Consider the following 24180-nt stretch of genomic DNA (forward strand, 5'->3'; position numbering starts at 1 on the left):
CACAACCCCGGTGTCAGTCGTCATTATGGGGGACAAATTCGGCATTTCCGGTCCTCTTCGGCGTTTCGTGTCCCCCGTGCGAGGGGATACCGACCGGGAAGTGCAGCCTGCAACGTCCGCCGGCTCGGGGACACCAGGGGTACAGGGAAGCCAAGGTCCGTCAGCGGAGCGAGCGGCCCCAGGCGCCGGGGCCGTGGTCGAGCGGGCGGCGCAGGCCGCGGGCCGAGGCCTGCCACCCGGTGCGCGGCTCGTCGACGACCTCGGCGCGACCGGCGGCTGCGGCCTCGTCGGCCTGGCGCTGCAGCACGGCGACGACCGCTGCGAGCTCCTCGGGGGTGGGCTCACCGGAGACCACCCGGACGTCGGCCACCGAGGCGGGCTCGTCCGAGGGGACCGGTGCTGCGTGACGACCCATCAGTGCGCACCCATCAGAGGGGGATGTTCCCGTGCTTCTTGGGCGGCAGCGTCGCACGCTTGCCGCGCAGGGCACGCAGGGCCTTGATGACCGAGACGCGGGTGGCGTGCGGCTGGATGATGCCGTCGAGCTCACCGCGCTCGGCCGCCAGGTACGGCGACGCGACGTTGTAGGTGTACTCGTTCGCGAGCTTCGTACGGACCGCAGCGACGTCCTCGCCGGACTCCTCGGCGCGCTTGATCTCGGCGCGGTACAGGATGTTGACGGCGCCCTGACCACCCATGACGGCGATCTCGGCGGTCGGCCAGGCCAGGTTGATGTCCGCGCCGAGCTGCTTCGACCCCATCACGATGTACGCGCCGCCGTAGGCCTTGCGCGTGATGACGGTGACGAGCGGGACGGTGGCCTCGGCGTAGGCGTACAGGAGCTTCGCGCCGCGGCGGATGACGCCGGTCCACTCCTGGTCGGTGCCGGGCAGGTAGCCGGGCACGTCGACCAGGGTCAGGATCGGGATGCCGAACGCGTCGCAGAACCGCACGAAGCGGGCTGCCTTCTCACCGGCGTCGATGTTCAGCGTGCCGGCCATGGCCTGCGGCTGGTTCGCGATGATGCCGACGGTGCGGCCCTCGACCCGGCCGAAGCCGATCAGGATGTTCGGCGCGAAGAGCGGCTGGACCTCGAGGAACTCGCCGTCGTCGACGACGTGCTCGATGATCGTCGTGACGTCGTACGGCTGGTTCGTCGAGTCCGGGATCACGAGGTCGAGCTCGTGGTCGGCGTCGGTGGTCTCGAGCTCCGGGGCGACGTCGTAGGCGGGGGCGTCGGACAGGTTGTTGTCCGGCAGGAACCCGATGAGCGAGCGGGCGTAGTCGAGCGCGTCGGTCTCGTCCTCGGCCAGGTAGTGGGCCACGCCGGAGACCGCGTTGTGGGTCTGCGCGCCGCCGAGCTCCTCGAAGCCGACGTCCTCGCCGGTGACGGTCTTGATGACGTCGGGGCCGGTGACGAACATGTGGCTGGTCTTGTCGACCATGATCACGAAGTCGGTGAGGGCGGGGGAGTACACCGCGCCGCCGGCCGCCGGGCCCATGATGATCGACAGCTGCGGGATGACGCCGGACGCCTGGGTGTTGAGGCGGAAGATCTCGCCGTACTTGCCGAGCGCGACCACGCCCTCCTGGATCCGGGCCCCGCCGGAGTCGAGGATGCCGATGATCGGCACGCCCGTCTTCAGCGCGTGCTGCATCACCTTGATGATCTTCTCGCCGGCGACCTCGCCGAGCGAACCGCCGAAGACGGTGAAGTCCTGCGCGTACACGGCGACGTTGCGGCCGTGGATCGTGCCGACGCCGGTGACGACCGCGTCGCCGTAGGGGCGCTTGGCGTCCATGCCGAACGAGGTGGTGCGGTGGCGGACGAACTCGTCGAACTCCACGAAGGAGTTCTCGTCGAGCAGCTGCTCGATGCGTTCGCGCGCGGTGCCCTTGCCCTTGGCGTGCTGCTTGGCGATCGCGGACTCGCCCGCAGCGGTCACGGCCTCGTGGTACCGCTCGCGGAGGTCGGCCAGCCGGCCTGCCGTCGTCGAGAGATCGGGGGTGTCTCCTGAAGTCACCCGCTCACCCTACCGGCGGCGACGTCGGGGCCGGTTGGAGGACCCCCACGGTTCCTGCCCGTACATTTGCGTGCATGTCCACATCCCCGTCGTCGTCGTTCCCCGCCACCAGCGAAGCGGTCCGGTCGACGGGCGCGACCCTCACCGTCCCCGACGAGACCGGCTCGACCAACGCCGACCTGCTCACCGTGGCAGCCGAGCAGCAGCACGGCAGCGTGGTCGCGACGCTCCACCAGACCGCGGGCCGAGGACGCCTCGACCGCACGTGGAGCGCACCGGCGGGCGAGGCGCTGGCCGCGAGCCTGCTCGTGCGCGCCGACCTCGCCGACCACGACCGCGGCTGGCTGCCCCTGGTCGCCGGCGCCGCCATGCGTGACGCGATCGCACGGGTGCTGCCCGCCGGCGCCGACGTCGCCGTCAAGTGGCCGAACGACGTCCAGGTCGCGGGCGACAAGGTGTGCGGCATCCTCTGCCAGGTCGCCTCCGACGGCAGCATCGTGGTCGGCGCCGGCGTGAACCTCACGATCCCCGCCGACCGCCTGCCGACCCCGACGTCGACGTCGCTGCTCGTGGCGGGCGCGGTCGACGACGCCCCCGCGTTGGCCGACGCGGTCCTGTCCGCGTTCCGGGCAGCCGTCCTGGAGGCCGTGGCCGGCCTGGTCGCCGGTGGTCCCGCCGCTGAGTCGGTCCGGTCCCACGTCCGCGCCGCGTGCGGCACGATCGGTCGCCGCATCCGCCTCGAGCTGCCCGACGGCACCGTGGAGGAGGCCGACGCCACCGGCATCGACGACGAGGGCCGCATCACGATCCGGGATCGAGCGGGTGACTCCAGGGGCGTCGCCGTGGGGGACGTCACCCACCTGCGGTATGCATGACGGCATGACCGCCGAGCCGCCGCCCGAACGCGTCGTCGCTCGCCTGCGACCGCACGCTCGTCGGCTCGTGCGCCCGGCGGTGTTCGTCGTGCTGGTCGTGGTCGCCGGCGGGTTCGGGTTCGGGGTGTTCCAGGCGCAGCTGGCGTGGCTGAACGCCGTCGTCGCAGGACTCGTCGTGGTGCTCGTGGTGTTCGGCGGCGCCGTGCCGCTGTTCCGCTGGATGTCCGAGCGGTACGTCGTCACGACCCGGCGGCTCGTCGTCGTGCACGGGCTCGGCACCCGGACCCGGCAGGAACTCCTGCACTCCCGCGGGTACGACGTGACGGTGCGCCGGCGCGGGCTCCAGGGAGTGTTCCGCTCCGGTGACGTCCTGGTGTTCCCGGGCGACGACCCCGCCGTGGTGCTCGCGGACGTCCCGCACGCCGACCTCGTGGTGGCGGTCCTGCACGACCTGGTCGAGGCGTACGAGGCCCGGCGGCGGCACCGCGAGCCGGACTGGGACGAGATCGTCGGCGGCCCGGACCGACCGCCGTGGGGCGACGTCCGCGCCTGACGCCGCCGCGACACCCTGGGTACCGTGGTGCTGGAACTCCCACGAGAAACCGGTACCTTCTTCGTCGTGCGTATCTCTGTCATCGGCTGCGGGTACCTCGGTGCCGTGCACGCCGCCTCCATGGCCAAGCTCGGACACGAGGTCGTCGCCGTCGACGTCGACCCGGCGAAGATCGAGCGGCTCGCTGCCGGCGAAGCCCCCTTCTTCGAACCCGGGCTCCCGGAGATCCTGACCGAGGCGCTCGCCTCCGGCCGGATCCGCTTCACCACCGACATGGCCGAGGTCGCCGGTGCCCGCGTGCACTTCCTCGCCGTCGGGACCCCGCAGAGCCCGACCGGTGCCGCGGACATGACCTACGTGAACGCCGCGGTCGCCGCGCTCACCCCGTACCTGTCGGCCGGTGAGTTCGTCGTCGGCAAGTCGACCGTCCCGGTCGGCACCGCCGCTCGCCTCGCCGCCGAGGTGTCCGAGGCGGTGCCCGGGGCGACGCTCGTCTGGAACCCCGAGTTCCTGCGTGAGGGCTTCGCCGTGCAGGACACCATCAGCCCGGACCGCTTCGTCTACGGTGTGCCGGACGGTGACGCCGGGCAGGCCGCCGTCGACGCCCTCGACGAGGTCTACGCCGAGGCGCTCGCGTCCGGCACCCCCCGGCTCGTCGTCAACCTGCCCACCGCCGAGCTCGTCAAGATCAGCGCGAACGCGTTCCTCGCCACGAAGATCTCGTTCATCAACTCGATGGCCGAGATCGCCGAGGTCGCCGGCGCCGACGTCACCGCGCTCGCCGACGCCATCGGCCACGACGCCCGCATCGGCCGCAAGTTCCTGAACGCCGGCCTCGGCTTCGGCGGCGGCTGCCTGCCCAAGGACATCCGGGCGTTCCAGGCGCGGGCGAACGAGCTCGGCGTCGGGGAGTCCCTGGCGTTCCTGGCCGACGTCGACGCCACGAACCTGCGTCGTCGTGCGCACGTCGTCGAGCTGGCGCAGGAGCTGCTCGGCGGGGTCGTCAGCGGCAAGCGCGTCGCGGTCCTCGGTCTGGCCTTCAAGCCGAACTCGGACGACGTCCGTGACTCGCCCGCCCTCGACATCGCTGCCCGCCTGCACGAGCTCGGTGCCACGGTGTCCGCCTACGACCCCGAGGCCGTCGTCACCGCGCGTCGCGTGCACCCGGAGCTCGACTTCGTCGAGACGGCGGCCGACGCGCTGTCCGGCGCCGACCTGGTCCTGGTGCTGACCGAGTGGACCGAGTTCCGCGAGCTCGACGCGACCACGGTGGCGTCCCTGGTGTCGAGCCCGGTCGTCATCGACGGCCGCAACTGCCTCGACCGCGACGCCTGGACCGCCGCCGGCTTCACGTACCGCGGCATGGGGCGCTGACGCCGATCGTCGCGGACCGGCTCCGGCGGCTGTCCTCCGGCGTGCTGCGTCCCGCCGGGAGACTCCGCGGGCGCGACTGGGCGACGCCGGTCGTGCTCGCCGCCACCCTGCTCGTCCTGACGGCGTCGGTGGCGCGGACGTTCTCGTCGATGCCGCTCGCGAGCGTCGACGAGTCGGCCCACGTCGACTACGTCCTGCGCGTCTGGCACGGCCAGCTGCCGGTCCTGTCCGACGGCATCCGGTTCCGTCCGGGCTTCGGCGGGACACCGCCCGTCCAGTGGGTCGCACAGCACCCGCCGCTCTACTACCTGCTGCTCGCCCCGGTGATGGGCCCGCTCGTCGACGCCGGGCACCCGGTGCAGGCCGTGGTGCTCGGCCGTCTGGCGAACGCCGTGTTCGTCGCCGCGATCGTGCCGGTCGCCGCGTGGGCTGCGGCCAGGTGCTTCCCCGGGGTCGTGCGGCTCCCGGGCAACGTGGCCGTCGTGACCGCGTCGACGAGCGTCCTCGTGGTGCAGGGCGGTGTCGTGTACAACGACTCGCTCGCAGCGTTGACCTGTGCGCTGGCGTGCGGCGTCGCCGGAGCAGCGCTGCGGTCCGGCGTGGGACCGGGGCTCGCCGTCGGGGGAGCGCTCGTGGCGGCGGCCGGCACGACCACCCGCCTGTCGTTCGCCCTGTGGCTCGTGGCGATCGTCGTCGCGTTCGCACTGGCCCGCACGGTCCGGTTCGGCCGGCTCCGCGGTGTCTGGGCCCGCGTCGTCGTCGCGGCGGTCCCGGTGCTCGCCGCCGCAGCCGCCTCCGGGTGGTTCTGGCTGCGGAACCAGGCCCTGACCGGCTCGTTCAGCGGTCGGCCGACCGCCTGGCCCGGGTACACCCCGCGGCCGCACTACTCCGAGGCCGAGGTCGTCTCGATGCTCGGCTTCTGGCGGCAGCTCTTCGCCCTGTACCGCGGCTCGTTGCCGATCGCGAGCCCGCTGCCGTGGGTGCTCCTGCTCGTCCCGGTGCTGCTGTTCGTCGCGGCCCTCGTGCTGCGGCGCCTGCGCCCCTGGGCACCTGCCGACGACGACCGGTGGCCGCGCCGCCTCGTCGTCGCGATGCTCGTCGTGGTCACGCTGCTGTTCGTCGTCGTCGAGATCCGCTACACCGCCGGGGGCGGCGCACCGCTCAACCGGTACACGCTCACGGTGCTGCTGCCGATCGCGTTCGCGATGGCCGCGGGCTTCCTCGCCTGGCGTCGTGCGGCGACGTGGCTCGTGCTGGTGTGGGGTGCCGCGGCCGTCGTGCCGACGTGGTCGCTCGTCCGGTTCGAGGGCTCCGAGCTCGTCGGGCACTCCGGCGCCGTCGTCGTGGTCGCGTTCGCGGCGGCGGTCGTGTGCGCCGCCGGGATGCTGGTGGCCTACGCGATGGCCGCGCGCAGCACCGCCCGGTAGCGCTCGCCGATCCGCTCGGTGGAGAACTCCGCCGCCGACACCACGGCCTGCTCCTGGTAGCGCGCCCGTGCGGCGTCGTCGGTGAGCACACGTTGCAGCGCTGTCCGGAGCGCGGGGACGTCACCGGGGGGCACGAGGACCCCGGACACGTCGTCCTGCACGACGTCGCGGATGCCGGGCAGGTCGCTCGCGACGATCGCGGCACCGACGGCAGCGGCCTCGAGCAGGGTGACGGGCAGTCCCTCTTGGTCGCCGTTCGCCGCGGGGATCGACGGCACCGCCACGACGGTGGCCGCAGCCAGGGTCTCGAGCACCTCGGTGCGCCCGCGCTGGCCCAGGAACGTCACGGGCAGTCCGGCGGCCTGCTGCTCGAGCTGTGCCCGGTAGGGGCCGTCGCCGACGACGGTGAGTCGCCACGGCACGTCCTCGCCGAGTCCTCGCAGCGCCTCGATCAGGTTGCCGAAGCCCTTCTTCTCGACGAGCCGGCCGACCGCCACGACGTGGTGCTCCTGGGCGGGGACGCGGGCGCGGGTGTCACGGGCCGGGCCCAGGTCGACGCCCATCGGGATCACGGTCGACCGGGCCTCGGGCACGCCCCACTCGGTCAGCCGCTCGCGCATCTCGGAGTTCACGGTGGTGACGTGCGCCGAGCGGCCGAACACCCAGCGCTTCAGGCGGACCAGGGGAGCGGCGCGGAGGGCGTAGATGTCCCCGCCGTGCGTCGTGACGACGATGGGGACGCCCGGGGCCGCGAGCGTCGCGACGAGCGCCTGCGGGATCGCCCAGTGCGCGTGGATGACGTCGGGCTTCGCGGAGCGGACCACGCGGCGGATCGCGAACCACTGCGCGAGCACCAGGGCCGGCACCTGCACGATGCGCGACCGGCGTTCCTTGAGGTTGTCGAGGATCGCGCCGTCGGCCAGGTCCTCGAACGCCTTCGGGAAGTACGGGAACCGCCGGACGCCGACGTCGCCGATGCGTTCGGTGGTGGCACCGCCCGGGACCCGCGGCGTGAGCACCATCGTGTCGAACTCGAGGGCCTCTTGGTGCGCGAGGTCGAGCACGAACGCCGGCACGCCGTCGTCCGGACGGGCCGGGAACGTCGAGCCGAGGACGAGCAGGCGGGGGCGGGCGGAGGGGGTGGGGCGGGACATCGTGCCTTTCCGGGGGTCGCGGGGGACGGTCCGGTAGGCTCTCCACCCGTGCGCGTTCTGATCCACAATAGCGATTCGCCCCACAACCGCGGGGACCGGGCGATCCTCGCCGGCAACGTCGAGCTGGTCCGCAGGCGGTGGCCGGACGCCGAGATCGTCTCCCTGTCGCAGTACCCCGAGCGGGACGCCGCCTGGTTCGGGATCCGGTTCCTGCCGGTCTCGCCGTACAGCACCGGCATCGGCGACCTGTTCGCCCTGCTGCGTGCCGCGCGCAGCGCCGACGTCGTCCTGTGGGGCGGCGGCGAGATCCTCAAGGACTACACGAACAAGCTCGGCCTCGTGTACTGGTTCGGCAAGATGCTGCTCGTCCGCGCGGTGAACAAGAACCTGATCGGAGCCTTCCAGGGCATCGGTCCGACCACCGCCGGCGTCAGCAAGCGCCTGATCCGCGCCACCGTCGACCTGTGCCGCTCGTTCGCCGTCCGCGACGACGAGTCCCGCGAGAAGCTCCTGGCGTGGGGCGTCCGCACGCCGATCGTGTCGTCGTTCGACCCGGCCGTCGTCGGGACCGTCACCACGCCCGACGCCGACGTGCTCGAACGGCTCGAGCGCACCACCGGACTGACCGCCGAGCGCCTCGAGGGCTCGATCGGTTTCGGCGTCCGCCGCTGGTTCCACTACAAGCGCAGCGGCTGGATCCCGTTCCGCTTCCTGCCGAAGCGCTTCCGGCAGACCGGCGTCGACAGCGACAAGCTCGTCACCTACCGCCAGGCCGTCGCCGACCTGGCCGACCGCGTCATCGACCGCTGGGACGCCGACGTCGTGTTCTACCCGATGCACATGGAGGCGTCGGAGGGCGACGCCGCCTTCGCCCGCGAGGTCATCGCCCTCATGCGGCACGCTGACCGCACGCACGTGGTCGAGGCCGACGAGTTCTCGCCGTCCGAGTACGCGGGCCTGATGTCCCGCAGCCGCCTGTTCCTGGCGAGCCGTCTGCACTCCGCCATCGTCGCGACCATCGCCGGCGTCCCCGCCGCGGTGCTCTACTACGTCGACAAGGGCCGGCTGTTCTTCGAGCAGATGGGCCAGCAGGAGTTCTCGAAGCCGATCGAAGCAGCACTCGAGCCGACGTTCGTCGACGACGTGACGGCGCAGCTGGAGCGGCTCGACGCCGACCGCGACGCGGTCCGCGCGCAGCTCGCCGAGGGCGTGGCCCGGATGGCGACCGCGCTCGACGCCGACTTCGCCGAGGCGACCCGCGACGTCCGCTGACATGCGCGGCTCGCGATCGTGAGCCGATGACGGACGGGAGGCCCGTGGCGACACCGCCACGGGCCTCCCGTCCGTCCGGGCGAAGCTCGCCGGCGCGTGGTGCGTGGGCTGCGCACCGTGCGTGCGTCGTCGTCCGGTGCTGGCTTGCCCGCTTGGTGCGCGGTTGTGTGTCGGCACCGGGCGTGCAACGGCGCACCGGGTGTCGGAGTCCGCACCGTGCGGCGGACGGGACGCCCGTGGCGACACCGCCACGGGCCTCCCGTCCGTCATCCGCACCCGCTCAGGGCGTGACGCGCGTCACTCGGTCTTGGCCGCGAAGCGCTTCAGGTACGTGATGTCGTTCCGGTAGACGTCCTGGTCACCCGGGAGCACCCCGCTGGACGCCCACTGCCAGAAGGTCCACTTCGACCAGCTGCGCCCGAGCGTGCCCGGCGTGGTGAAGTTCTTCACGGGGTAGATCGCGACGAACAGCGGGTTCTTCGAGAACTGGTTGCTGTTGTTCGTGCAGCGCTTCCACCAGTCGGTGGTCGTGTAGATCGCGGGGTAGCGGTGGATCTTCTTGTACACGGTGTTCGAGAAGTCCTTGATCCAGCTGCGCATCTGGCCCCAGGTCTTGCCGTAGCAGGTGCCCTGGGCCGCGCTGCCGTACTCGATGTCGAGCAGGGGCGGCAGGGTCTTGCCGTCCTTGCTCCACTGCCCGCCGTGCGCGAAGAAGTAGTTCGCCGTCGCGGCGCCGCTCGCCTGGCTCGGCTGCGCGTACACGTAGCCGCCGCGGTACAGGTTCCGCTGCTTGGCGGTGGCGTACTGCTGCTTGTAGGTCGAACTGACGTACGAGGTGCCCTCGGTCGCCTTGACGTAGGCGAACCGGGCGCCGTTGCGGTACGCCTGCAGGAAGTTGACGCTCGGCTGCCACGCGCTGATGTCGAACCCCTGGACGCGTCCCGGTGGTGGGCCGGACGCGGTGGCGGCGGAGGAGGTGCTCAGCGACTGGGCACTCACGCCACCGGCGGCGCTGTCCGGCGCGGAGACCGTGACGTGTGACTCTCCGGCGTGGGCGGCGATGCCGGCCCCCATGGTGTGGTTCCCGGTGCGGTCCATCTCGGCGATGGAGAGCTGCTCGGCAGCGGGTGCAGCGGCAGCCGCGGGTGCATCGGATGCAGTGGGGGCTGGGGTCGCCGCCGCTGTCGTCGTCGCAGTCGGTGCCGGCGTGGCCGGGGCGGTCTCGGCGACCGCCGTCCCGCTGCCGAAGGTGATGGCCCCGGCGACGGCGGCAGCGGTGCCGAGTCCGAGGATCTTGGTGATCGGTGCGCGCATGTGGTCTCGTCTTCCCTGTCGAGATGCCGTGGGCCCCTGATCACCCACGCCGCGGTCCGAGCGATGCTACCTGGCGAGCGACCGTGCTGTCCGCCACGCGCAGGACGTGCTGCGGCACGCCGCGGGTGCGTCAGCGCGCGGTGCGGCTGCTCGCGTCGGTGGCCGCGCCGTCGCTCTCGACCTCGGGCAGGCGGCCGCGGTGCGAGACCTCGGCCGTGGCGTGCTTCTGCCGGCGGTTCATGAAGTTGCGCTCGACGAGCCACCAGAAGCCGATGCAGATGCCGATCACGACCGGGATCACGACGAACACCATCATCAGGAACTGGTACTTCGGGTACAGGCCGAGGGGCAGGAGCAGCAGGTTGCCGAGGCCCAGCAGCGGGCTGTGGAACAGGTAGATCGAGTACGACACGAGACCGGCGAGCACGAACGGCTTCCACGCGAAGAAGCGCGCGAGCCAGGTGTGGTTGCCGGTGACCGCCTGGCGTCCCATCCAGGTGAGCAGGATGCCCGCGAGGATGCCGGTGACGACCTCGGACGGCCAGGTCTGGTGCTGCCAGTAGTCGCGGTTGCGGAAGAACACGAGCAGGGTCCCGAGGGCCATGGCACCGACGAACGCGCCGCTCGCCCACCGCGGGCCGCCGAGCTTCGAGCGCTCGCGGACCATGCCGGACAGGTGCTCGTCGCGGGCCTTCACGGTCAGTTCGGCGGCGAGCATCCCCACCACGAACAGGCCGACGAACCACGGGTGCATGAACGAGTAACGGCTCTCGGCACCCATCCACATGCCGATCAGGACCAGGCTCGACGCCGTCGCCCACCCGCCGAAGACCCGCCACAGCGGCAGGATCAGGAGCGGCATCAGGAAGTAGATCTGCCACTCGACCGCGACCGTCCACATCGGGCCGTTGATCTTGCCGATGTACTGCGGGAAGAAGTCGTGCACCAGGAAGAAGTGCGTCAGGAACGTGCCCCAGCCCATCGGCAGCTTCGTGTCCCACTGCGTCCCGCCGGGCTGACCGAGCACGGGGACGAACAGGATCAGCAGGGCGAACAGCACGAGCGACGCCCAGTACGGCGGGATGATGCGTCGGGCGCGACGCCAGACGAACTTCCAGAACCCGCCGGGCAGACGGTAGCGGTCGAACCGGGTCAGCACCGGCAGCATGAGCACGTAGCCGGACAGCACGATGAAGAGCGGGACGCCGAGGTAGCCCCAGCCGATGATCGGGCGCAGCCAGGGCAGCTCGGTCGGGCCGGTGCCGGTCGTCCCGGTGAAGAGGTACGCGTGGTAGAAGACCACCGCGAGTGCGGCCAACCCCCGGAGTCCGTCCAGGTAGGGGAACTCGAGTCGGCCGCCGGCGCGGGGCGCGGGGGCAGCGGAGTCGGCTGCGGGTACTGCGGCGCGGGTTTCGGTGGCCAACGATCGTCCTCGTGGTGGTCGGAGCGGGGTCGCAGGCAGTCTCCCACACGCCGACCCGGCGCCGCGATCAGGCACCCTGTGCCTGGTGTTTCGGTTCGGATGTCATGATGAAGCACGTGACCTCGACGAGCGCAGCCGCAACGCAGATCACCCACGAGCCCGTCCACCGGCGTTCGGGGGCGGTTCCGAGGCGGTACAAGCACGTCGTCGCGCCGGTCATCCTGGCGGTGCTCGTCGTCGTGGGCGTCGCGCTCAGCGCCGCCGTGGCGTACCACAACCGCCTCGGCGTGACGAACGTCGACGGCATCTCCTACATGGGCATCGCCCGCGAGTACGCGAACGGCTGGCTGCCCGACGCGATCAACGCCTACTGGTCGCCGATGGTGTCCTGGATGATGGCGCCGTTCATCGCGGCCGGCCTCGGCATGCAGACGGCCTTCGCGGTCGTGAACTGCTTCGCGGTCGCCGTCGTGCTCGGCGTCGGTGGCTGGCTGGTGTGGTCGCAGAACCACCGCATCGTGCCGGCTGTCCTCTTCATGGTCACCGCGATCCCGGCACTGATGAGCGCGGTGTCGGTGCAGACCCCCGACCTGCTCGTCGTCGCGTGGGTCGTCGGCTACCTGTGGGCACTCCGGTGGGCCGACCAGGCGTTGCACGGGTCGACGCGGGCCCGGTTGGTCTCCGGCGGGGTGCTCGGCGCGGTCGCGGCCATCGGGTACTTCGTGAAGCTCTTCCTGCTGCCGGTGGCGGTCGGCGCGGTGATCCTGTGGCTGCTGCTCCGGGTCTGGTCCGCACGACGCCGTCGTGAGCCGGTGCTGCACTGGTGGACGTCGCCCGTGGCCACGATCGTGGTCTTCGCCGTCGTCATCGCACCGTGGGTCGGTGCCCTGACCATGAAGTACGGGTCGCCGACCCTGGGCTCGTCGCTCTCGGTGAACATCGGCTCGAAGTTCGACGACGGCGGGCGTGCGACCGACTGGCCGTTCCTGCCCGTGCCGCCGAACTCGCACGCGTTCTCCCCGAACGAGGACTTCACCCCGTCGGTCTACAAGCAGGGCCCGATGGAGAACCCGGACCCGTCCGTGGTGCCGCCGACGACCGAGTCGACCACCGAGGACACCGCGCCGAAGGTCACCAAGGACTCCGGCATCGCTGCCCGCGCCGGCTACTACCTGCACGAGCGCATGCTCGCGCTGCCGTACTACCTGCAGAAGATCAGCACGTTCGCGCCGTTCGCGGCACCGATCGCCCTGCTCTTCGCCGCCGCCCTGGTGATCGGCGTGGTCCGGTTCCGCCGGTACGCGTTCACCTGCATCGTCGCGGCGACGACCCTGGTCTACTTCGTCGGCTACGGCATGATCACGTCGTCGTCGAGCGGTGGCGGGAACGCGCGCTACTACTGGCCGCTGTTCTACCTGACGGCGATGATCGGCGCGCTCATGCTGCCGGCCGTCTGGCGGTTGGTCCGACGACGCGGCGTGGTCCGGACGATCGTGGCGTGCGTCGCGATCGCCGTCGTCCCCGTGGCGTCGTTCACGCAGAACTGGATCGGGTCGCCGGCACCCTTCTACCCGTCGGTGAACCGCACCGAGGCGCTCCGTGTCACCGGCCCGACCGACGTCCCCGAGATCGTGCGGCTCGCCGACCAGATCCGGGCGAGCGGAGCCCTGCCCGAGGACGCCACCGTCATCGGCTCGAACTACCGGTCGCTGTCCTCGTTGGCCTTCCTGACCGACACGCGTGTGTACGGTCGTTCAGGTCAGGGCTACACGTACCACTCGGACGCGATGCGCAAGCTGTTCATCGACGAGGGCGTGCAGTACTTCGTGCAGTTCGACCCCGCCAACGCGCCGGTACGCGACTACTCGATGGCCGGGAAGCTCGTCGGCACGTACAACGCGACGATCTCGTGCAGCGCCGACCGGTCCACCGATCCCGAGATCCCCTGCCGCGTCCAGATCGTGAAGTTCGCCAAGTAGCCGCCGCTCCAGGGAGCGCGCCACACCAGCGTCTACGATGACCTGGTCCCGAAGCCCGGCAGGAGACCACGTTTGTCAGGAACCACCAGCGACACCCCCGCGCCCGAGGGGAAGCGTCCGCCGACCTGGCGACGGTTCCTCGGCAAGGCGATCCCCATCGTCTTCTACGTGCTGCTCGCGGTCTTCCTCGTGCTGTACGTGCGGAGCGTCGACTGGGGACAGCTCGCCGGGCTGGACTGGCAGTGGGGCTGGGTGATCCTGGCGACCGTGATCAGCCTGGGCTTCCGCTACTGGGGCGTCGGCATCTGGTTCTACCTGCTGCGGCGGCTCGGTGCGACCGGCCTGAAGGGCAGCGGCGTCACGCTGACCTACGTGTACGCGAAGTCCTGGATGGGCCGCTACATCCCGGGGGCCGCGACCTGGATCATCGGCAAGGTCTACTTCGCCTCGAAGCACGGCGTCTCGAAGGCCCGGCTCGGCGTCAGCGGCCTGCTCGAGGGCGCGCTGCAGATCGCCGCCACCCTCGCCCTGGCGCTCGTCCTGCTGCTCATCGACCCCCGCACGCACGCGCTCAGCCCGTGGCTCATCGCGCTGATGATCGCGGCGTTCGTCGCCTGCGTCGTCTGCCTGATCCCGCGGGTCTTCGTGTTCCTGATCGGCATCGCGCTGAAGATCCTGCGTCGCAAGCCGCTCGAGGCCGACGTCCGCCCGAACCTCGGCACCGTCCTCGGCGGCGCCGGTCTGTACGTCGCCGGTGCGATCCTGTCGGGCACCGCGTACTACTTCATCACCCTCGGCGTGTACCCGTCGCTCAAGCTCAGCGACGCGGCGTTCGTCATCGGTGCCGCGAGCATGGCCTCGGCGATCAGCATGCTGGCCGTGTTCGCCCCCGGCGGCCTCGGCGTCCGCGAGGGCGTGCAGGCCCTGCTCCTCACCCTCGTCATGCCGCCGGGGATCGCCCTGGTCGTGGTCGTCGTCACCCGCGTGTGGAGCCTGGCGGTCGACGGCCTGTTCCTGCTCTGCGCCGCAGCGCCGACCTGGTTCCGCCGTGGTCGTCCGACCGACGACCCGTCGGCCGTCGAGGGCAGCGCCCCCGCCGCCTGACGCGCACTTCGTGAGCAGGAATGGTCGGGTCCGCGGTGCGCGACCCGACCATTCCTGCTCACCATCCGGGGGCACGCGACGCGCGTGACGACGGACGGGAGGCCCGGTGCCAGCTGGCACCGGGCCTCCCGTCCGTCTGGTGGGGCGTCCACCCCGTCAGCCGCACGCCCGACGTGTGGTCAGGACGCGGGGGCGTCCACCCGACGGTCGGCGCGGGCGACCTGGACGACCGACGCGACCAGGCCGACGGCCACCAGCGCGACCACGGCCACGAGCACTGCGGGCGGCACCGGCCCGATCTCCGTGTAGCGGAGCAGCCCGCGCCCCGTCACCGGGAACAGGGCGGCGTTCCAGAACCACGCCGACGCCACCGCGAACCCGTACACGCCCACGGCGGGCAGCAGGACGGCCAGCGCCACCGCGACCCACGAGCGTGCGCGTCCGGCGGGCACCAGGCGACGCCAGGCCAGGGCGCTCAGCACGATCAGGCAGACGATCGCGGGGAAGTAGTAGCGCCCCTGGGTCGCAGCGACCTCGGTGGTGGTGAGGTACGAGTGCGCGCTCGTCCGGTTCTGGATGCCGATGAGCAGCGCGGGGAACACCGCCAGGCACAGGGCCACCCGCAGGTCGGGGCCGCGCCGGAACGCCCAGCCGACGAGCACGACGAGCGCGATGACCGTCAGGACGGCCGTGAGCAGGTCGCCCATGCTGACCTGTGCGCGACCGCCGAAGCTGCCCCAGAACGTGCGCGCGAGCGTGCCCCAGCTGACGTCGAGGAAGTGCCCGAGCGTCGGGTGCTCGCCGGGCGGGAAGTCCTTCGGCGGACGCATCGCCGTGTAGCCGTTCGGCTGGATCCGGCCGTAGGCGAACCAGTTGTGCACCCACCACCACGCCCCGATGCCACCGGACACGGCCATCGTCACCACGGTGCGGACCACCCGTTGCCGCAGCGACAGCACCCCGGCGCCGGCGAAGAGCACGACCACCGCCACGAACGGCACGGCGGGCAGCCCGGTGCCCTTGATCCAGACCAGGGCGCCGAGCACCACCGCGAGCGCGATGGTGGTGCGCCACCGGGTGTCACCGGTGAGCAGCCGTGTGGCGAGCCACACGACGATCCCGGCGACGAGCAGGACGGGGGCGTCGTTCGAGAACGAGGAACCGATGGACGCGAGCTCGGGCGTCGCGAACACGGCGAGCCCACCGACGAGCGCGGCCCGCGGCGACCGGGTCACCCGGCGGACGGACGCCCACGCCAGCAGCGGCAGTGCGGTGACGGCGAGGACGTCGGCGAGCCGCAGCGCGGTGAACGCCCGGTCCCACCGCAGGTCACCGAAGTCCACGGCACGGAGCACGGCGGCACCGGCGAGGTAGGCGGTCGGCGGGTGCTGGGTCATCTGGTTGACGGTCGACGACGGCCCGGGGGCGTTCTGCAGCAGCTCGCTGACGGTCGACCACTCGCTGGACGGCTTCGTCGCCTGCTCGACCTTCGCGGCCTGCACCGCGTTGGTGACGTACAGGTCGCCCGGGGCGGCCCAGGCGTCACCGAGCGCGACGTGCACGGCGGCGTCGATGTGCGCCGTCTCGTCCGGGGCCTCGAAGACCGGGACGATCAGCGCCCAGGCGACGAGCCACAGACCGAAGGTCGCCGTGACGACGGCGATCGCCACACGCTCCCAGCGGGCGGTGCGGGGTGGTGCGGTGGTGCTGGTGGTGGTCTCGTGGGCCGTCACCCGGTCGAGTCTAGGGCGCGCCCCTCGGGTGAGACGTCCGCGGCCGCGGGCTCGGAGCCGGTCCGCTCGGGGTGGTACACCCACACCTTGTAGAGCCAGAAGCGGAACACCGTGCCGAGCACCAGGCCGACGATGTTCGCGACGTTGTCGGCGAATACCGACGTCAGTCCCATCACGTAGTGGGACACCCCGAGGCACGCGAGCGCGATGACCATGCCGCCGAGCGAGACGACGACGAACTCGATGCCCTCGCGGGTGGCGACGGCACGGCGCTGCTCGCGGAACGTCCAGTACCGGTTGCCCATCCAGTTGACGAAGATGGCGATGACGGTCGAGATGACCTTCGCCCAGAACGGCCCGGAGTGCACCTCGTCGGGGTTCAGGACGGTGATGCGCAGCACGTTGAACACCGTGGTGTCCACGACGAAGCCGACGGCACCGACCACGCCGAAGCGTGCCAGTTGGGCAATGAGGCGCCGCACGTGCCCTCCAGGATCCGTAGAGTTGTCGCGGGCCGTGCTCAACGCGACCCGAACAGCGATTGTAGACAACGCGTTCACCCCGGATGGTGCGAACGCCGGAAGGATCACACAGCATGGCGTTGCGCGTCGGGGTCATCGGTGGGGGACAGCTGGCACGGATGATGGTGCCGGCGGCCGTCGAGCTGGGGATCGACATCCGGGTCCTCGCCGAGGGGCCGGGCATGTCGGCCGCCATCGCCGCCACGGCCGAGGGTGACTACCACGACGTCTCGACGGTGCTGGCGTTCGCCCGCGACGTCGACGTGGTGACGTTCGACCACGAGCACGTGCCCCAGGACGTCCTGCGTGCCCTGGTCGACGCCGGCGTGGCCGTCCGCCCCGGACCCGGACCGCTGGCCGTCGCCCAGGACAAGATCACGATGCGCACGAAGCTCTCCGAGCTCGGCCTGCCGGTGCCGGACTGGGCCGCGGTGCACGACCCCGACGAGCTCCGGGCCTTCCTCGACGAGCACGGCGGCCGCGCGGTCGTGAAGACGCCCCGCGGTGGCTACGACGGCAAGGGCGTGCGGGTCGTGTCCGACCCGTCGGACGTCGACGACTGGTTCATCGCCGTCGCCGAGGCCGGCGGTGGGCAGGCGCTGCTCGCCGAAGAGCTCGTCCCGTTCACCCGCGAGCTCGCGCAGTCCGTGGCCCGCCGCCCCTCCGGCCAGGTGGTCGCGTGGCCGCTGGTCGAGACCGTGCAGCGCGACGGTGTCTGCGCCGAGGTCATCGCCCCCGCGCCCGACAGCGCCGGACGCATCGCCGACGTGACGGAGTCGATCGCGGTCCGGATCGCCGAGGAGCTCGGGGTCACCGGGGTCCTGGCCGTCGAACTGTTCCAGACCGCCGACGAGCGCATCCTCATCAACGAACTCGCGATGCGACCGCACAACACCGGTCACTGGACCATCGACGGTGCGACGACGAGCCAGTTCGAGCAGCACCTGCGTGCCGTCCTCGACCTGCCGCTCGGTGCCACCGGGTCGTTCGCCCCCGCCGCCGTGATGATCAACGTGCTCGGCGGACCGGCCGACGGCGACCTCGCCGCCCGGTACCCGGCCGCGCTCGAGGCGTTCCCCGAGGCGAAGTACCACTTCTACGGCAAGGCCCCCCGGCCGGGTCGGAAGATCGGGCACGTCACCGTGATCGGTGAGGACGTCGACGACGTCGTCTACCGGGCACGCGCGGCCGCGGCGCACTTCGACGACTGACGATCGGGTGTCGGCACTGTTGCCGACACCCGCTCGGGTGCCACCCGCACTGGCGGCTGGCCGCCACTGCGGGCGCATGGTGCCATGGACGGGTCAGGGGTCCGATCGTCCAGGGGAGTGTCCATGCGCCGCCGTCCGCGCCGTGTCGCCGTCTGCGGCGCCGCCGTCGCACTCACCGCCCTCGTCGGCGGGCTGCTGCCCGTCGCGTTCGGGTCGAGCGCCACCGCCGCGACGTCCGCCACGACCATCCGCTCCACATCGGCTGCGTCGCTGTACGGTGCCGGTCCGTACCGGTCGCCCACGAGCGAAGCAGCGAAGGCGGCCACCGCGCTCGCCGCCTCGGACCCCGCTGGTGCCGCCGCGGCGTCGACCATCGCCCGGTACCCCGTCGCGACGTGGCTCGGCGAGTGGACGCAGGGGACCCAGCTGACCAAGACGATCAGCACGGCGGTCTCGGGGGCCGAGCAGTCCGGCACCACCCCGGTGTTCGTGCTGTACGCGATCCCGGACCGGGACTGCGGCGGGTACTCCGCCGGCGGGTTCTCCGAGGCCTCCTACGACGCCTGGGTCGACCAGGTCACCGCGGCACTCGCCGGACACCGCGCCGCCGTGATCGTCGAGCCGGACTCCCTCGCGATGCTCAGCAACGCGAAGTGCAGCACCACGCTCGACGAGCAGCGCTACCGGATCCTGTCCCGCACCGTCGCCGGGCTCACCGCCGCCGGGGTGCCCGCCTACCTCGACGCCGGCAACTCGAACTGGGTGCCGCCCGCGACGATGGCCGGACGGCTGAACAGCGCCGGCGTGCAGCGGGCCCGCGGGTTCTTCACGAACGTCGCGAACTACTACCCGACCGCGCAGGAACAGGCCTACGCGCAGAAGGTCTCCGGTGCTACCGGGGGATCGCACTACGTGATCGACACCTCGCGGAACGGGCAGGGCTGGCGGGGGACCTGGTGCAACGGTCCTGGCGCCGGACTCGGCACCTCGCCCCGGGTCGCCACCGACGGCACCGCGCTCGACGCCCTGCTGTGGGTGAAGACCCCGGGCGCGAGCGACGGCACCTGCAACGGCGCCCCCGCCGCGGGCAAGTGGTGGTCCTCCTACGCCCAGGCCCTCGTCGCGAACGCCCGGCTCGGGGTCCCCGCGGCCGACCTCGCGCCGCAGGGTTCGCTCGAGGTCGTCGCCGGCACCGGTGGCGGCGTCCGGGTCCGGGGCTGGGCCTTCGACGAGGACGACCCCACGCAGCCCGTCCGGGTCCGTGCCACCGTCGACGGCGTCGCCGCTGGAGCCATGACCGCCGGACTCCGCCGCGCCGACGTCGACGCCGCCGCGGGCGTCGGGGCGACCCACGGCTTCGAGGCCGTCGTCCCGACTGCCGCCGGCGCTCGCCGGGTCTGCGTGACCGCGCTGAACATCGGTGCCGGGTCGGACACCACGCTCGGGTGCGCCACCGTCCGCGCCTTCCGGCACGACCCCTACGTCGCGCTCGAGTCGGTGACGGGGAAGAAGGGCGGCGTCAGCGTCCGTGGCTGGGCCTTCGACGGTGACGCCGTGTCCTCCGCCAGCACGGTCGCGATCACGGTCGACGGCAGACGGGTGACGTCGTTGTCGGCGGGACGCGTGCGCGCCGACGTCGACCGGACGTGGGGCTCGGGCACGAAGCACGGGTTCGCCGGCACCGTCGCGCTCAAGGCCGGCAAGCGGACCGTCTGCGCGGTCGCTCGGAACACCGGCACCGGGAAGGACCGGAAGTCGAGCCCCTGCCGGACGGTGACGGTGGCGCGGCGCTGACCGCTCGGGCCCGTTCCGCTGGCAACCCCGCACCGTGCGAGGTGCGGCGCTGCGTGCGAGCCAGGTCGCCCGGTGCGAGAGGATGGGCACATGCCGCGTGATCTCGTCCGCCGGGCCGCTCGTCGACTCCGCCGGGTCGTCGCCGGGACGCCCCCCGTGCCCGCTCCGCTGCCGGTCCTCGGCTACGTCGTCGCGGGCGGTGACGGTGCCCACCCCGCATCCGCCCACGTGCGCGTCGTCCGGCGCACCGAGCACCTGGCGGCCAGCGGCACGGCCGAGGTCCGCCAGGTCGACCCCGTCGCGTTCGTCGACGGGACCGACACGACGTCGTACACCGCCGTCCTGGTGCAGCGCGACATCCTGCCGCGCGACGCCGTGCAGCCCTTCCTCGCGGCGGCTGCGGCCCGCGGCGTCCGCGTCGTCGGCGAGGTCGACGACGACTTCTTCACCGAGTCCGGCCGCCAGCGCCTCGCCCGCGCCGAGTACGACCCGGACCGCCTCGCCTCGATCGACGCACTGGTCCGCGGTGCCGACACCGTCGTCGTGAGCACACCGGAGCTGGCCGAGGTCGTGCACCCGGTCGCCCGCGACGTCACGGTCGTGCCGAACGCCCTCGACCCGGGGCTGTGGACCGCCGGCGCGACCGCGGACGACGACGATCGTCCCGGAGCAGAGCACCGGGTGCTGTACATGGGCACGCTCACCCACGCCGCCGACCTCGAACTCCTGCGCGACGTCTTCACCGACCTGACGACCACCGACGGCACGCCGATCCGGCTCGAGGTCATCGGTGTGACCGACGAGGGCGGCGCCGACTGGTTCCGCCGCGTCGAGGTGCCGGACGGCCACTACCCGGCGTTCTCCCGCTGGCTCGTGGCGCACCGGGAGCGCTGGCGTGCCGGTGTCGCGCCCCTGCGTGACGAGGAGTTCAACCGCGCGAAGAGCGACCTGAAGTTCCTCGAGTACACCGCACTCGGACTGCCCGCAGTGGTCTCGGACCGGCCCTCCTACGCCGTGGCACGGGCCCACGGGGCCGTCGCGGTGCCGGACGACGTCGGGGCCTGGCGTGGTGCGGTGCGCGCCGCCGTCGAGCGCGGGACGGCCGACGAACGGGCGGTCCGGTGGGTCACGGGGGAGCGCACGATCGGCCGCGACGACGACGCCTGGCGCCGCGTGCTGCTCGGCTAGGCTCGTCGCGTGACCGACACCGACGCACCCGTCCAGCCGCTCGTCTCGATCATCATGGGGTCGGACTCCGACTGGCCGACGATGCGCGCTGCGGCCGACATCCTGGCCGAGCTCGGCATCCCGTTCGAGGCGGACGTCGTGTCGGCGCACCGCACGCCCGACAAGATGACCCGGTTCGCCCGCGGCGCCGCCGAGCGCGGCATCCGCGTCGTGATCGCCGGTGCCGGTGGCGCCGCGCACCTGCCGGGCATGGTGGCCTCGATGACGACGCTGCCCGTCATCGGTGTCCCGGTGCAGCTCGCACGCCTCGACGGCCTCGACTCGCTGCTGTCGATCGTGCAGATGCCGGCCGGCATCCCGGTGGCGACGATGGCGATCAACGGTGCCGCGAACGCCGGACTCCTCGCTGCGCGGATCATCGGCACCTCGGAGCCCGCGGTCGCGGCTCGTCTGACCGAGTACGCCGACGGCCTCGAGCGACTGGTCGAGGAGAAGGCCGCGCGCCTGCGCGACTCCCTCTAGCGTTCCGCGCGCCTGCGCGACTCCCTCGAGCGTTCCGCGCGGGTGGCCCCGGGACCGTCGAACGGGTTCCCGCCGTTCAGGACGCCGTACGCGATCGCGTTCGTCCGGTCGGCGCAGGCACGGTCGAGCGTCCGCGTCGCTGTCCGGACGACCTCGCCGGTGATCGGTCGGCCGCATTCCTCGGATCGGGTCATGCGCGCTACGGTACCGCCATGCCCGCTCGTCTCCGTCGCCACACCGCCGCCCTCGTCCTGGTCGGTGTCGCGGTCGTCGCAGCCGTGGTGTGCGCCGTCGCCGCACGCGGTGCGGGCCCGATGAACCCGGTGTCCTGGTGGATCCGAGGCACGGACGAGCACGTCGTCGCGACGAAGTCACAGTTCGACTCGTGGCTCCTGGCGTTGCACGTGGCCGAGGTCGCAGCGGTGGTCGCGGTCGTCGCTGTCCTCGCCGCGGTCGTCACCGCCGTCGTGTCGTCACGCCGCCGTCGCACGCGGGTCTGAACACCACCGCCTGCCGGAGCCCACGAGTCGCTGGCAGCCCCAGAACGGGGGACGCAACAGGGCGCTGATCAGCACTTCTTCGACGTAGACGGAACGTTCTGCAACCCCCGCGTACTGGGGATAAAGCGGTTCTGTCAACCCCGCGCGCGGGCTGCATTTCGCAACTACGGTGAACGGCGGGTGGTCGAGATCCGGCCGCCCGGCACCCACGGGAACGGGTGCGAACCGTCACGTCAGGGAGTGACAGCTCATGCAGAAACGTGCAACCAAGCGGGCCGCACTCACCGTCGTGCTCCTCAGTGCCGCACTCGTCGCAGGACCGCTCGGCACGGGAACCGCAGCGTCCGCCAGCTCGGCACCGATCGGCAACGTCGGGAACTTCAAGCAGACCTTCCGCGAGAACTTCAGCACGGCGGCGGCGGCCAAGGGGAAGTTCGCCAAGACCTACGCGAAGTCGTGGCAGCCCTACCCGGACGGCACCGGGGGCATGTACTACTCGGGCGCCCAGATCAGCTCGCACAACGGGTACATGGACGTCAAGCTGGACGGCAAGCACGGCGCTGCCGGCACCTTCGGCACCCCGTCGGGTGCATGGGGGCACAAGGGCGGCAAGTTCATCGTCCGTGCCAAGGCGACCGGCGGCAACGGGAACGGCGCCGCGTTCATGCTCTGGCCGTCGTCCGACAAGTGGTCGGACGGCGAGATCGACTACCCCGAGGCGAACTTCGAGCAGCAGCCGATGCTGCACCACCACTCGATGACCCCCGGCCAGGAGGTCAACGCGACGAGCCTGAGCACCGGCGTCTCGTGGCGCTCGTGGCACACGTACTCGATCGAGTGGATCCCGGGGAAGTCCGTGCGCTACCGCCTCGACGGCAAGGTGATCAAGACGATCACGAAGCACGTGCCGAAGACCGCGCACCGGTACATGTTCCAGGTCGGCAACTGGGGCGCCACCGGCCACCTGTACATCGACTGGGTCAGCACGTACACGTACAAGAAGTGACGTACACCTCCGACAAGTGACGTGACGCCCGCGCCGGCTCAGAGGTCGGCGTGCAGCTGCCAGGTCTCGGCGGCGGAGTCGCTCCAGTCGTACATCCGGGCACGGTCCGGCCCGGCGACGGCGAGCTGCCCCGCGAGCAACGGGTCGTTGACGACCTGGTAGACCGCCTGCGCGATCCGCTCCGGGTAGGAGTCCCGCGGGTTCCGGGCGACGGTCACCCCGGCGTCGGACGCGACCTCGGCCACCGCGGGGTCGTCGGAGTGGATGACCGGGGTGCCGAAGCTCATCGCCTCGATCACGGGCAGGCCGAAGCCCTCGGCGAAGCTCGGGAACACGAACACGGTCGCCCGGTCGTAGACCACGGCGAGGTCGGCGTCGTCGATCCGCCCGAGCACCTTCACCCGGTCGCGGGCGAGCCCGGCGCGCTCGGCGGTGCCGTACACGTCGACGTCGCCCCAGCCGTCCGGGCCGGAGATCACGAGCGGGATGTCGGCGGGAGCGTCGGGGTGCGCGAGCGCCTCGATCAGGGACCCGAGCGCCTTGCGTGGTTCGAGCGTGCCGACGGCCAGCACGTAGCGGTCCGGCAGTCCGAGACGCTCGGCGCGCAGGTCGGCGTCGACGGGCAGCCGCAGCCGACCGCTCGGAGCTCCGCCGATGACGCGCAGTCGGTCGTCGAACCGGTGGATCTCGTTCAGTGCGCTCGCGACCGCGTGGGTGGGGACGACGACGGCGTCGGCGTGCTTCCACGCGCGCTTCACCATCGCCTTGTGGAAGTGGACGCCGCGGGGCGTCAGGGTCTCGGGGTTCGTCCACGGCACGGTGTCGTGCACGGTGACGACGGTCTGCCGGCCCGGGTCCTGGAACCGGTCGTGCTTGACCAGGGGAGCGAGGACGCTCGGCGCGTGCACCATGCCCTTCGCGATGCCACCGACGAAGCCGCCCTGCCACGCGAGCGAGAGTTCACGACGGGCCAGCGGCAGACGCTGCAGGTCGGACAGACCGGGCAGCAGTGTGCGCAGGTGGGCCATCTCGTCGGAGCTGACCGCGGACACGACCCCGGCGACGTCGCAGCCGCTCGGCGCGTTCGCCACGAGGTGCCGGGCGAGCTCTTCGGCGTACCGCCCGATGCCACCCGGAACGGGTGCGACGACCTGGTCGACGAGGACGTGGAGGGTGGTCATGGTGCTGCTCTCCTCGTCGTGGTGA

The 24180-nt window shown here is 71.8% G+C and carries 22 protein-coding genes; 13 read left to right on the forward strand and 9 right to left on the reverse strand.

All coding sequences use genetic code 11. From position 1 onward, the window contains the following. Window positions 1-160: 160 nt before the first annotated feature. Window positions 161-415 carry an acyl-CoA carboxylase subunit epsilon gene (locus tag HQQ88_RS10450; RefSeq protein WP_123292197.1) on the reverse strand — a complete coding sequence of 85 codons (255 nt, stop codon included), beginning with the start codon at window positions 413-415 and terminating at the stop codon, window positions 161-163. Between the two features lie 13 nt (window positions 416-428). Beyond that, window positions 429-2024, reverse strand: coding sequence for an acyl-CoA carboxylase subunit beta (locus HQQ88_RS10455; protein WP_123292198.1), 1596 nt, complete (start codon window positions 2022-2024; stop codon window positions 429-431). A 74-nt stretch (window positions 2025-2098) separates the two neighbouring features. Here HQQ88_RS10455 and HQQ88_RS10460 point away from each other — a divergent pair, with 74 nt between their 5' ends. The 4 genes from HQQ88_RS10460 (at window position 2099) to HQQ88_RS10475 (ending at window position 6253) form a co-directional block, all read left to right on the forward strand. Further along, the gene (locus HQQ88_RS10460; RefSeq protein WP_173169387.1) at window positions 2099-2899 is read left to right on the forward strand and encodes a biotin--[acetyl-CoA-carboxylase] ligase; all 801 of its coding nucleotides are present in this window, start codon (window positions 2099-2101) and stop codon (window positions 2897-2899) included. Between the two features lie 4 nt (window positions 2900-2903). Beyond that, a complete protein-coding gene (locus HQQ88_RS10465) occupies window positions 2904-3452 on the forward strand; it encodes a PH domain-containing protein (RefSeq protein ID WP_123292200.1) in 549 nt (182 codons plus the stop codon). A gap of 66 nt (window positions 3453-3518) precedes the next feature. After that, entirely contained in the window at window positions 3519-4826 is a 1308-nt protein-coding gene (locus tag HQQ88_RS10470; protein ID WP_134195058.1) for a UDP-glucose/GDP-mannose dehydrogenase family protein, read from the forward strand. Window positions 4827-4867: 41 nt separating this feature from the next. Beyond that, window positions 4868-6253, forward strand: coding sequence for a hypothetical protein (locus tag HQQ88_RS10475; protein ID WP_173169388.1), 1386 nt, complete (start codon window positions 4868-4870; stop codon window positions 6251-6253). Here HQQ88_RS10475 and HQQ88_RS10480 read toward each other — a convergent pair. Next, complete coding sequence (locus tag HQQ88_RS10480; RefSeq protein ID WP_131881405.1) at window positions 6220-7407, reverse strand: glycosyltransferase; 1188 nt, start codon at window positions 7405-7407, stop codon at window positions 6220-6222. The genes HQQ88_RS10475 and HQQ88_RS10480 overlap by 34 nt on opposite strands. 48 nt (window positions 7408-7455) lie before the next feature. Here HQQ88_RS10480 and HQQ88_RS10485 point away from each other — a divergent pair, with 48 nt between their 5' ends. After that, entirely contained in the window at window positions 7456-8679 is a 1224-nt protein-coding gene (locus HQQ88_RS10485) for a polysaccharide pyruvyl transferase family protein (RefSeq protein WP_165901171.1), read from the forward strand. A gap of 297 nt (window positions 8680-8976) precedes the next feature. Here HQQ88_RS10485 and HQQ88_RS10490 read toward each other — a convergent pair whose 3' ends face one another. Both HQQ88_RS10490 and HQQ88_RS10495 read right to left on the reverse strand, forming a co-directional pair. Then, the gene (locus HQQ88_RS10490; RefSeq protein WP_216834467.1) at window positions 8977-9993 is read right to left on the reverse strand and encodes a GH25 family lysozyme; all 1017 of its coding nucleotides are present in this window, start codon (window positions 9991-9993) and stop codon (window positions 8977-8979) included. Between the two features lie 130 nt (window positions 9994-10123). Further along, on the reverse strand, window positions 10124-11416 hold the full coding sequence (locus HQQ88_RS10495; protein ID WP_173169389.1) for an acyltransferase: 1293 nt from the start codon (window positions 11414-11416) through the stop codon (window positions 10124-10126). A gap of 107 nt (window positions 11417-11523) precedes the next feature. On the opposite strand from HQQ88_RS10495, the gene HQQ88_RS10500 reads away from it, so the two are divergent. Together HQQ88_RS10500 and HQQ88_RS10505 are read left to right on the forward strand one after the other, a co-directional pair. After that, the gene (locus tag HQQ88_RS10500; protein ID WP_173169390.1) at window positions 11524-13395 is read left to right on the forward strand and encodes a hypothetical protein; all 1872 of its coding nucleotides are present in this window, start codon (window positions 11524-11526) and stop codon (window positions 13393-13395) included. A gap of 72 nt (window positions 13396-13467) precedes the next feature. Continuing rightward, a complete protein-coding gene (locus HQQ88_RS10505; RefSeq protein ID WP_165901173.1) occupies window positions 13468-14499 on the forward strand; it encodes a lysylphosphatidylglycerol synthase domain-containing protein in 1032 nt (343 codons plus the stop codon). Window positions 14500-14678: 179 nt separating this feature from the next. Here the strand turns inward: HQQ88_RS10505 and HQQ88_RS10510 are convergent, their stop codons facing one another. Further along, a complete protein-coding gene (locus HQQ88_RS10510; RefSeq protein WP_131922412.1) occupies window positions 14679-16232 on the reverse strand; it encodes a DUF2142 domain-containing protein in 1554 nt (517 codons plus the stop codon). Then, complete coding sequence (locus tag HQQ88_RS10515; protein ID WP_133938391.1) at window positions 16229-16714, reverse strand: GtrA family protein; 486 nt, start codon at window positions 16712-16714, stop codon at window positions 16229-16231. Before HQQ88_RS10515 ends, HQQ88_RS10510 begins: the two co-directional genes overlap by 4 nt. A gap of 113 nt (window positions 16715-16827) precedes the next feature. Here HQQ88_RS10515 and HQQ88_RS10520 point away from each other — a divergent pair, with 113 nt between their 5' ends. The 4 genes from HQQ88_RS10520 (at window position 16828) to purE (ending at window position 21468) form a co-directional block, all read left to right on the forward strand. Beyond that, on the forward strand, window positions 16828-17964 hold the full coding sequence (locus tag HQQ88_RS10520) for a 5-(carboxyamino)imidazole ribonucleotide synthase (protein WP_173169391.1): 1137 nt from the start codon (window positions 16828-16830) through the stop codon (window positions 17962-17964). Window positions 17965-18087: 123 nt separating this feature from the next. Then, entirely contained in the window at window positions 18088-19758 is a 1671-nt protein-coding gene (locus tag HQQ88_RS10525) for a glycoside hydrolase family 6 protein (protein WP_173169392.1), read from the forward strand. 90 nt (window positions 19759-19848) lie between these two features. Further along, entirely contained in the window at window positions 19849-20946 is a 1098-nt protein-coding gene (locus HQQ88_RS10530) for a hypothetical protein (RefSeq protein ID WP_173169393.1), read from the forward strand. 9 nt (window positions 20947-20955) lie between these two features. Further along, entirely contained in the window at window positions 20956-21468 is a 513-nt protein-coding gene (purE, locus tag HQQ88_RS10535) for a 5-(carboxyamino)imidazole ribonucleotide mutase (protein ID WP_111086008.1), read from the forward strand. Here purE and HQQ88_RS10540 read toward each other — a convergent pair. Then, entirely contained in the window at window positions 21465-21662 is a 198-nt protein-coding gene (locus HQQ88_RS10540; protein ID WP_173169394.1) for a hypothetical protein, read from the reverse strand. The genes purE and HQQ88_RS10540 overlap by 4 nt on opposite strands. A gap of 18 nt (window positions 21663-21680) precedes the next feature. Between HQQ88_RS10540 and HQQ88_RS10545 the strand changes: the two genes are divergently transcribed. Next, window positions 21681-21968: a hypothetical protein gene (locus HQQ88_RS10545; RefSeq protein WP_173169395.1), complete on the forward strand. Its 288-nt coding sequence runs from the start codon at window positions 21681-21683 to the stop codon at window positions 21966-21968. A 250-nt stretch (window positions 21969-22218) separates the two neighbouring features. Further along, window positions 22219-22974 carry a glycoside hydrolase family 16 protein gene (locus HQQ88_RS10550; protein ID WP_173169396.1) on the forward strand — a complete coding sequence of 252 codons (756 nt, stop codon included), beginning with the start codon at window positions 22219-22221 and terminating at the stop codon, window positions 22972-22974. Window positions 22975-23012: 38 nt separating this feature from the next. Here HQQ88_RS10550 and HQQ88_RS10555 read toward each other — a convergent pair whose 3' ends face one another. Beyond that, the gene (locus tag HQQ88_RS10555; protein ID WP_123292216.1) at window positions 23013-24155 is read right to left on the reverse strand and encodes a glycosyltransferase family 1 protein; all 1143 of its coding nucleotides are present in this window, start codon (window positions 24153-24155) and stop codon (window positions 23013-23015) included. Between the last annotated feature and the right edge of the window lie 25 nt (window positions 24156-24180).

The organism is Curtobacterium sp. VKM Ac-2861 (genome assembly GCF_013204965.1).
Classification (GTDB): domain Bacteria; phylum Actinomycetota; class Actinomycetes; order Actinomycetales; family Microbacteriaceae; genus Curtobacterium.

Excerpts from the sequence above, each read along its gene's own strand:
- HQQ88_RS10450 (WP_123292197.1), bottom strand. The coding sequence starts at position 415 with ATGGGTCGTCACGCAGCACCGGTCCCCTCGGACGAGCCCGCCTCGGTG.
- HQQ88_RS10460 (WP_173169387.1), top strand. The coding sequence starts at position 2,099 with ATGTCCACATCCCCGTCGTCGTCGTTCCCCGCCACCAGCGAAGCGGTC.
- HQQ88_RS10465 (WP_123292200.1), top strand. The coding sequence starts at position 2,904 with ATGACCGCCGAGCCGCCGCCCGAACGCGTCGTCGCTCGCCTGCGACCG.
- HQQ88_RS10480 (WP_131881405.1), bottom strand. The coding sequence starts at position 7,407 with ATGTCCCGCCCCACCCCCTCCGCCCGCCCCCGCCTGCTCGTCCTCGGC.
- HQQ88_RS10490 (WP_216834467.1), bottom strand. The coding sequence starts at position 9,993 with ATGCGCGCACCGATCACCAAGATCCTCGGACTCGGCACCGCTGCCGCC.
- HQQ88_RS10500 (WP_173169390.1), top strand. The coding sequence starts at position 11,524 with ATGAAGCACGTGACCTCGACGAGCGCAGCCGCAACGCAGATCACCCAC.
- HQQ88_RS10520 (WP_173169391.1), top strand. The coding sequence starts at position 16,828 with ATGGCGTTGCGCGTCGGGGTCATCGGTGGGGGACAGCTGGCACGGATG.
- HQQ88_RS10525 (WP_173169392.1), top strand. The coding sequence starts at position 18,088 with ATGCGCCGCCGTCCGCGCCGTGTCGCCGTCTGCGGCGCCGCCGTCGCA.
- HQQ88_RS10530 (WP_173169393.1), top strand. The coding sequence starts at position 19,849 with ATGCCGCGTGATCTCGTCCGCCGGGCCGCTCGTCGACTCCGCCGGGTC.
- HQQ88_RS10540 (WP_173169394.1), bottom strand. The coding sequence starts at position 21,662 with ATGACCCGATCCGAGGAATGCGGCCGACCGATCACCGGCGAGGTCGTC.
- HQQ88_RS10545 (WP_173169395.1), top strand. The coding sequence starts at position 21,681 with ATGCCCGCTCGTCTCCGTCGCCACACCGCCGCCCTCGTCCTGGTCGGT.
- HQQ88_RS10550 (WP_173169396.1), top strand. The coding sequence starts at position 22,219 with ATGCAGAAACGTGCAACCAAGCGGGCCGCACTCACCGTCGTGCTCCTC.
- HQQ88_RS10555 (WP_123292216.1), bottom strand. The coding sequence starts at position 24,155 with ATGACCACCCTCCACGTCCTCGTCGACCAGGTCGTCGCACCCGTTCCG.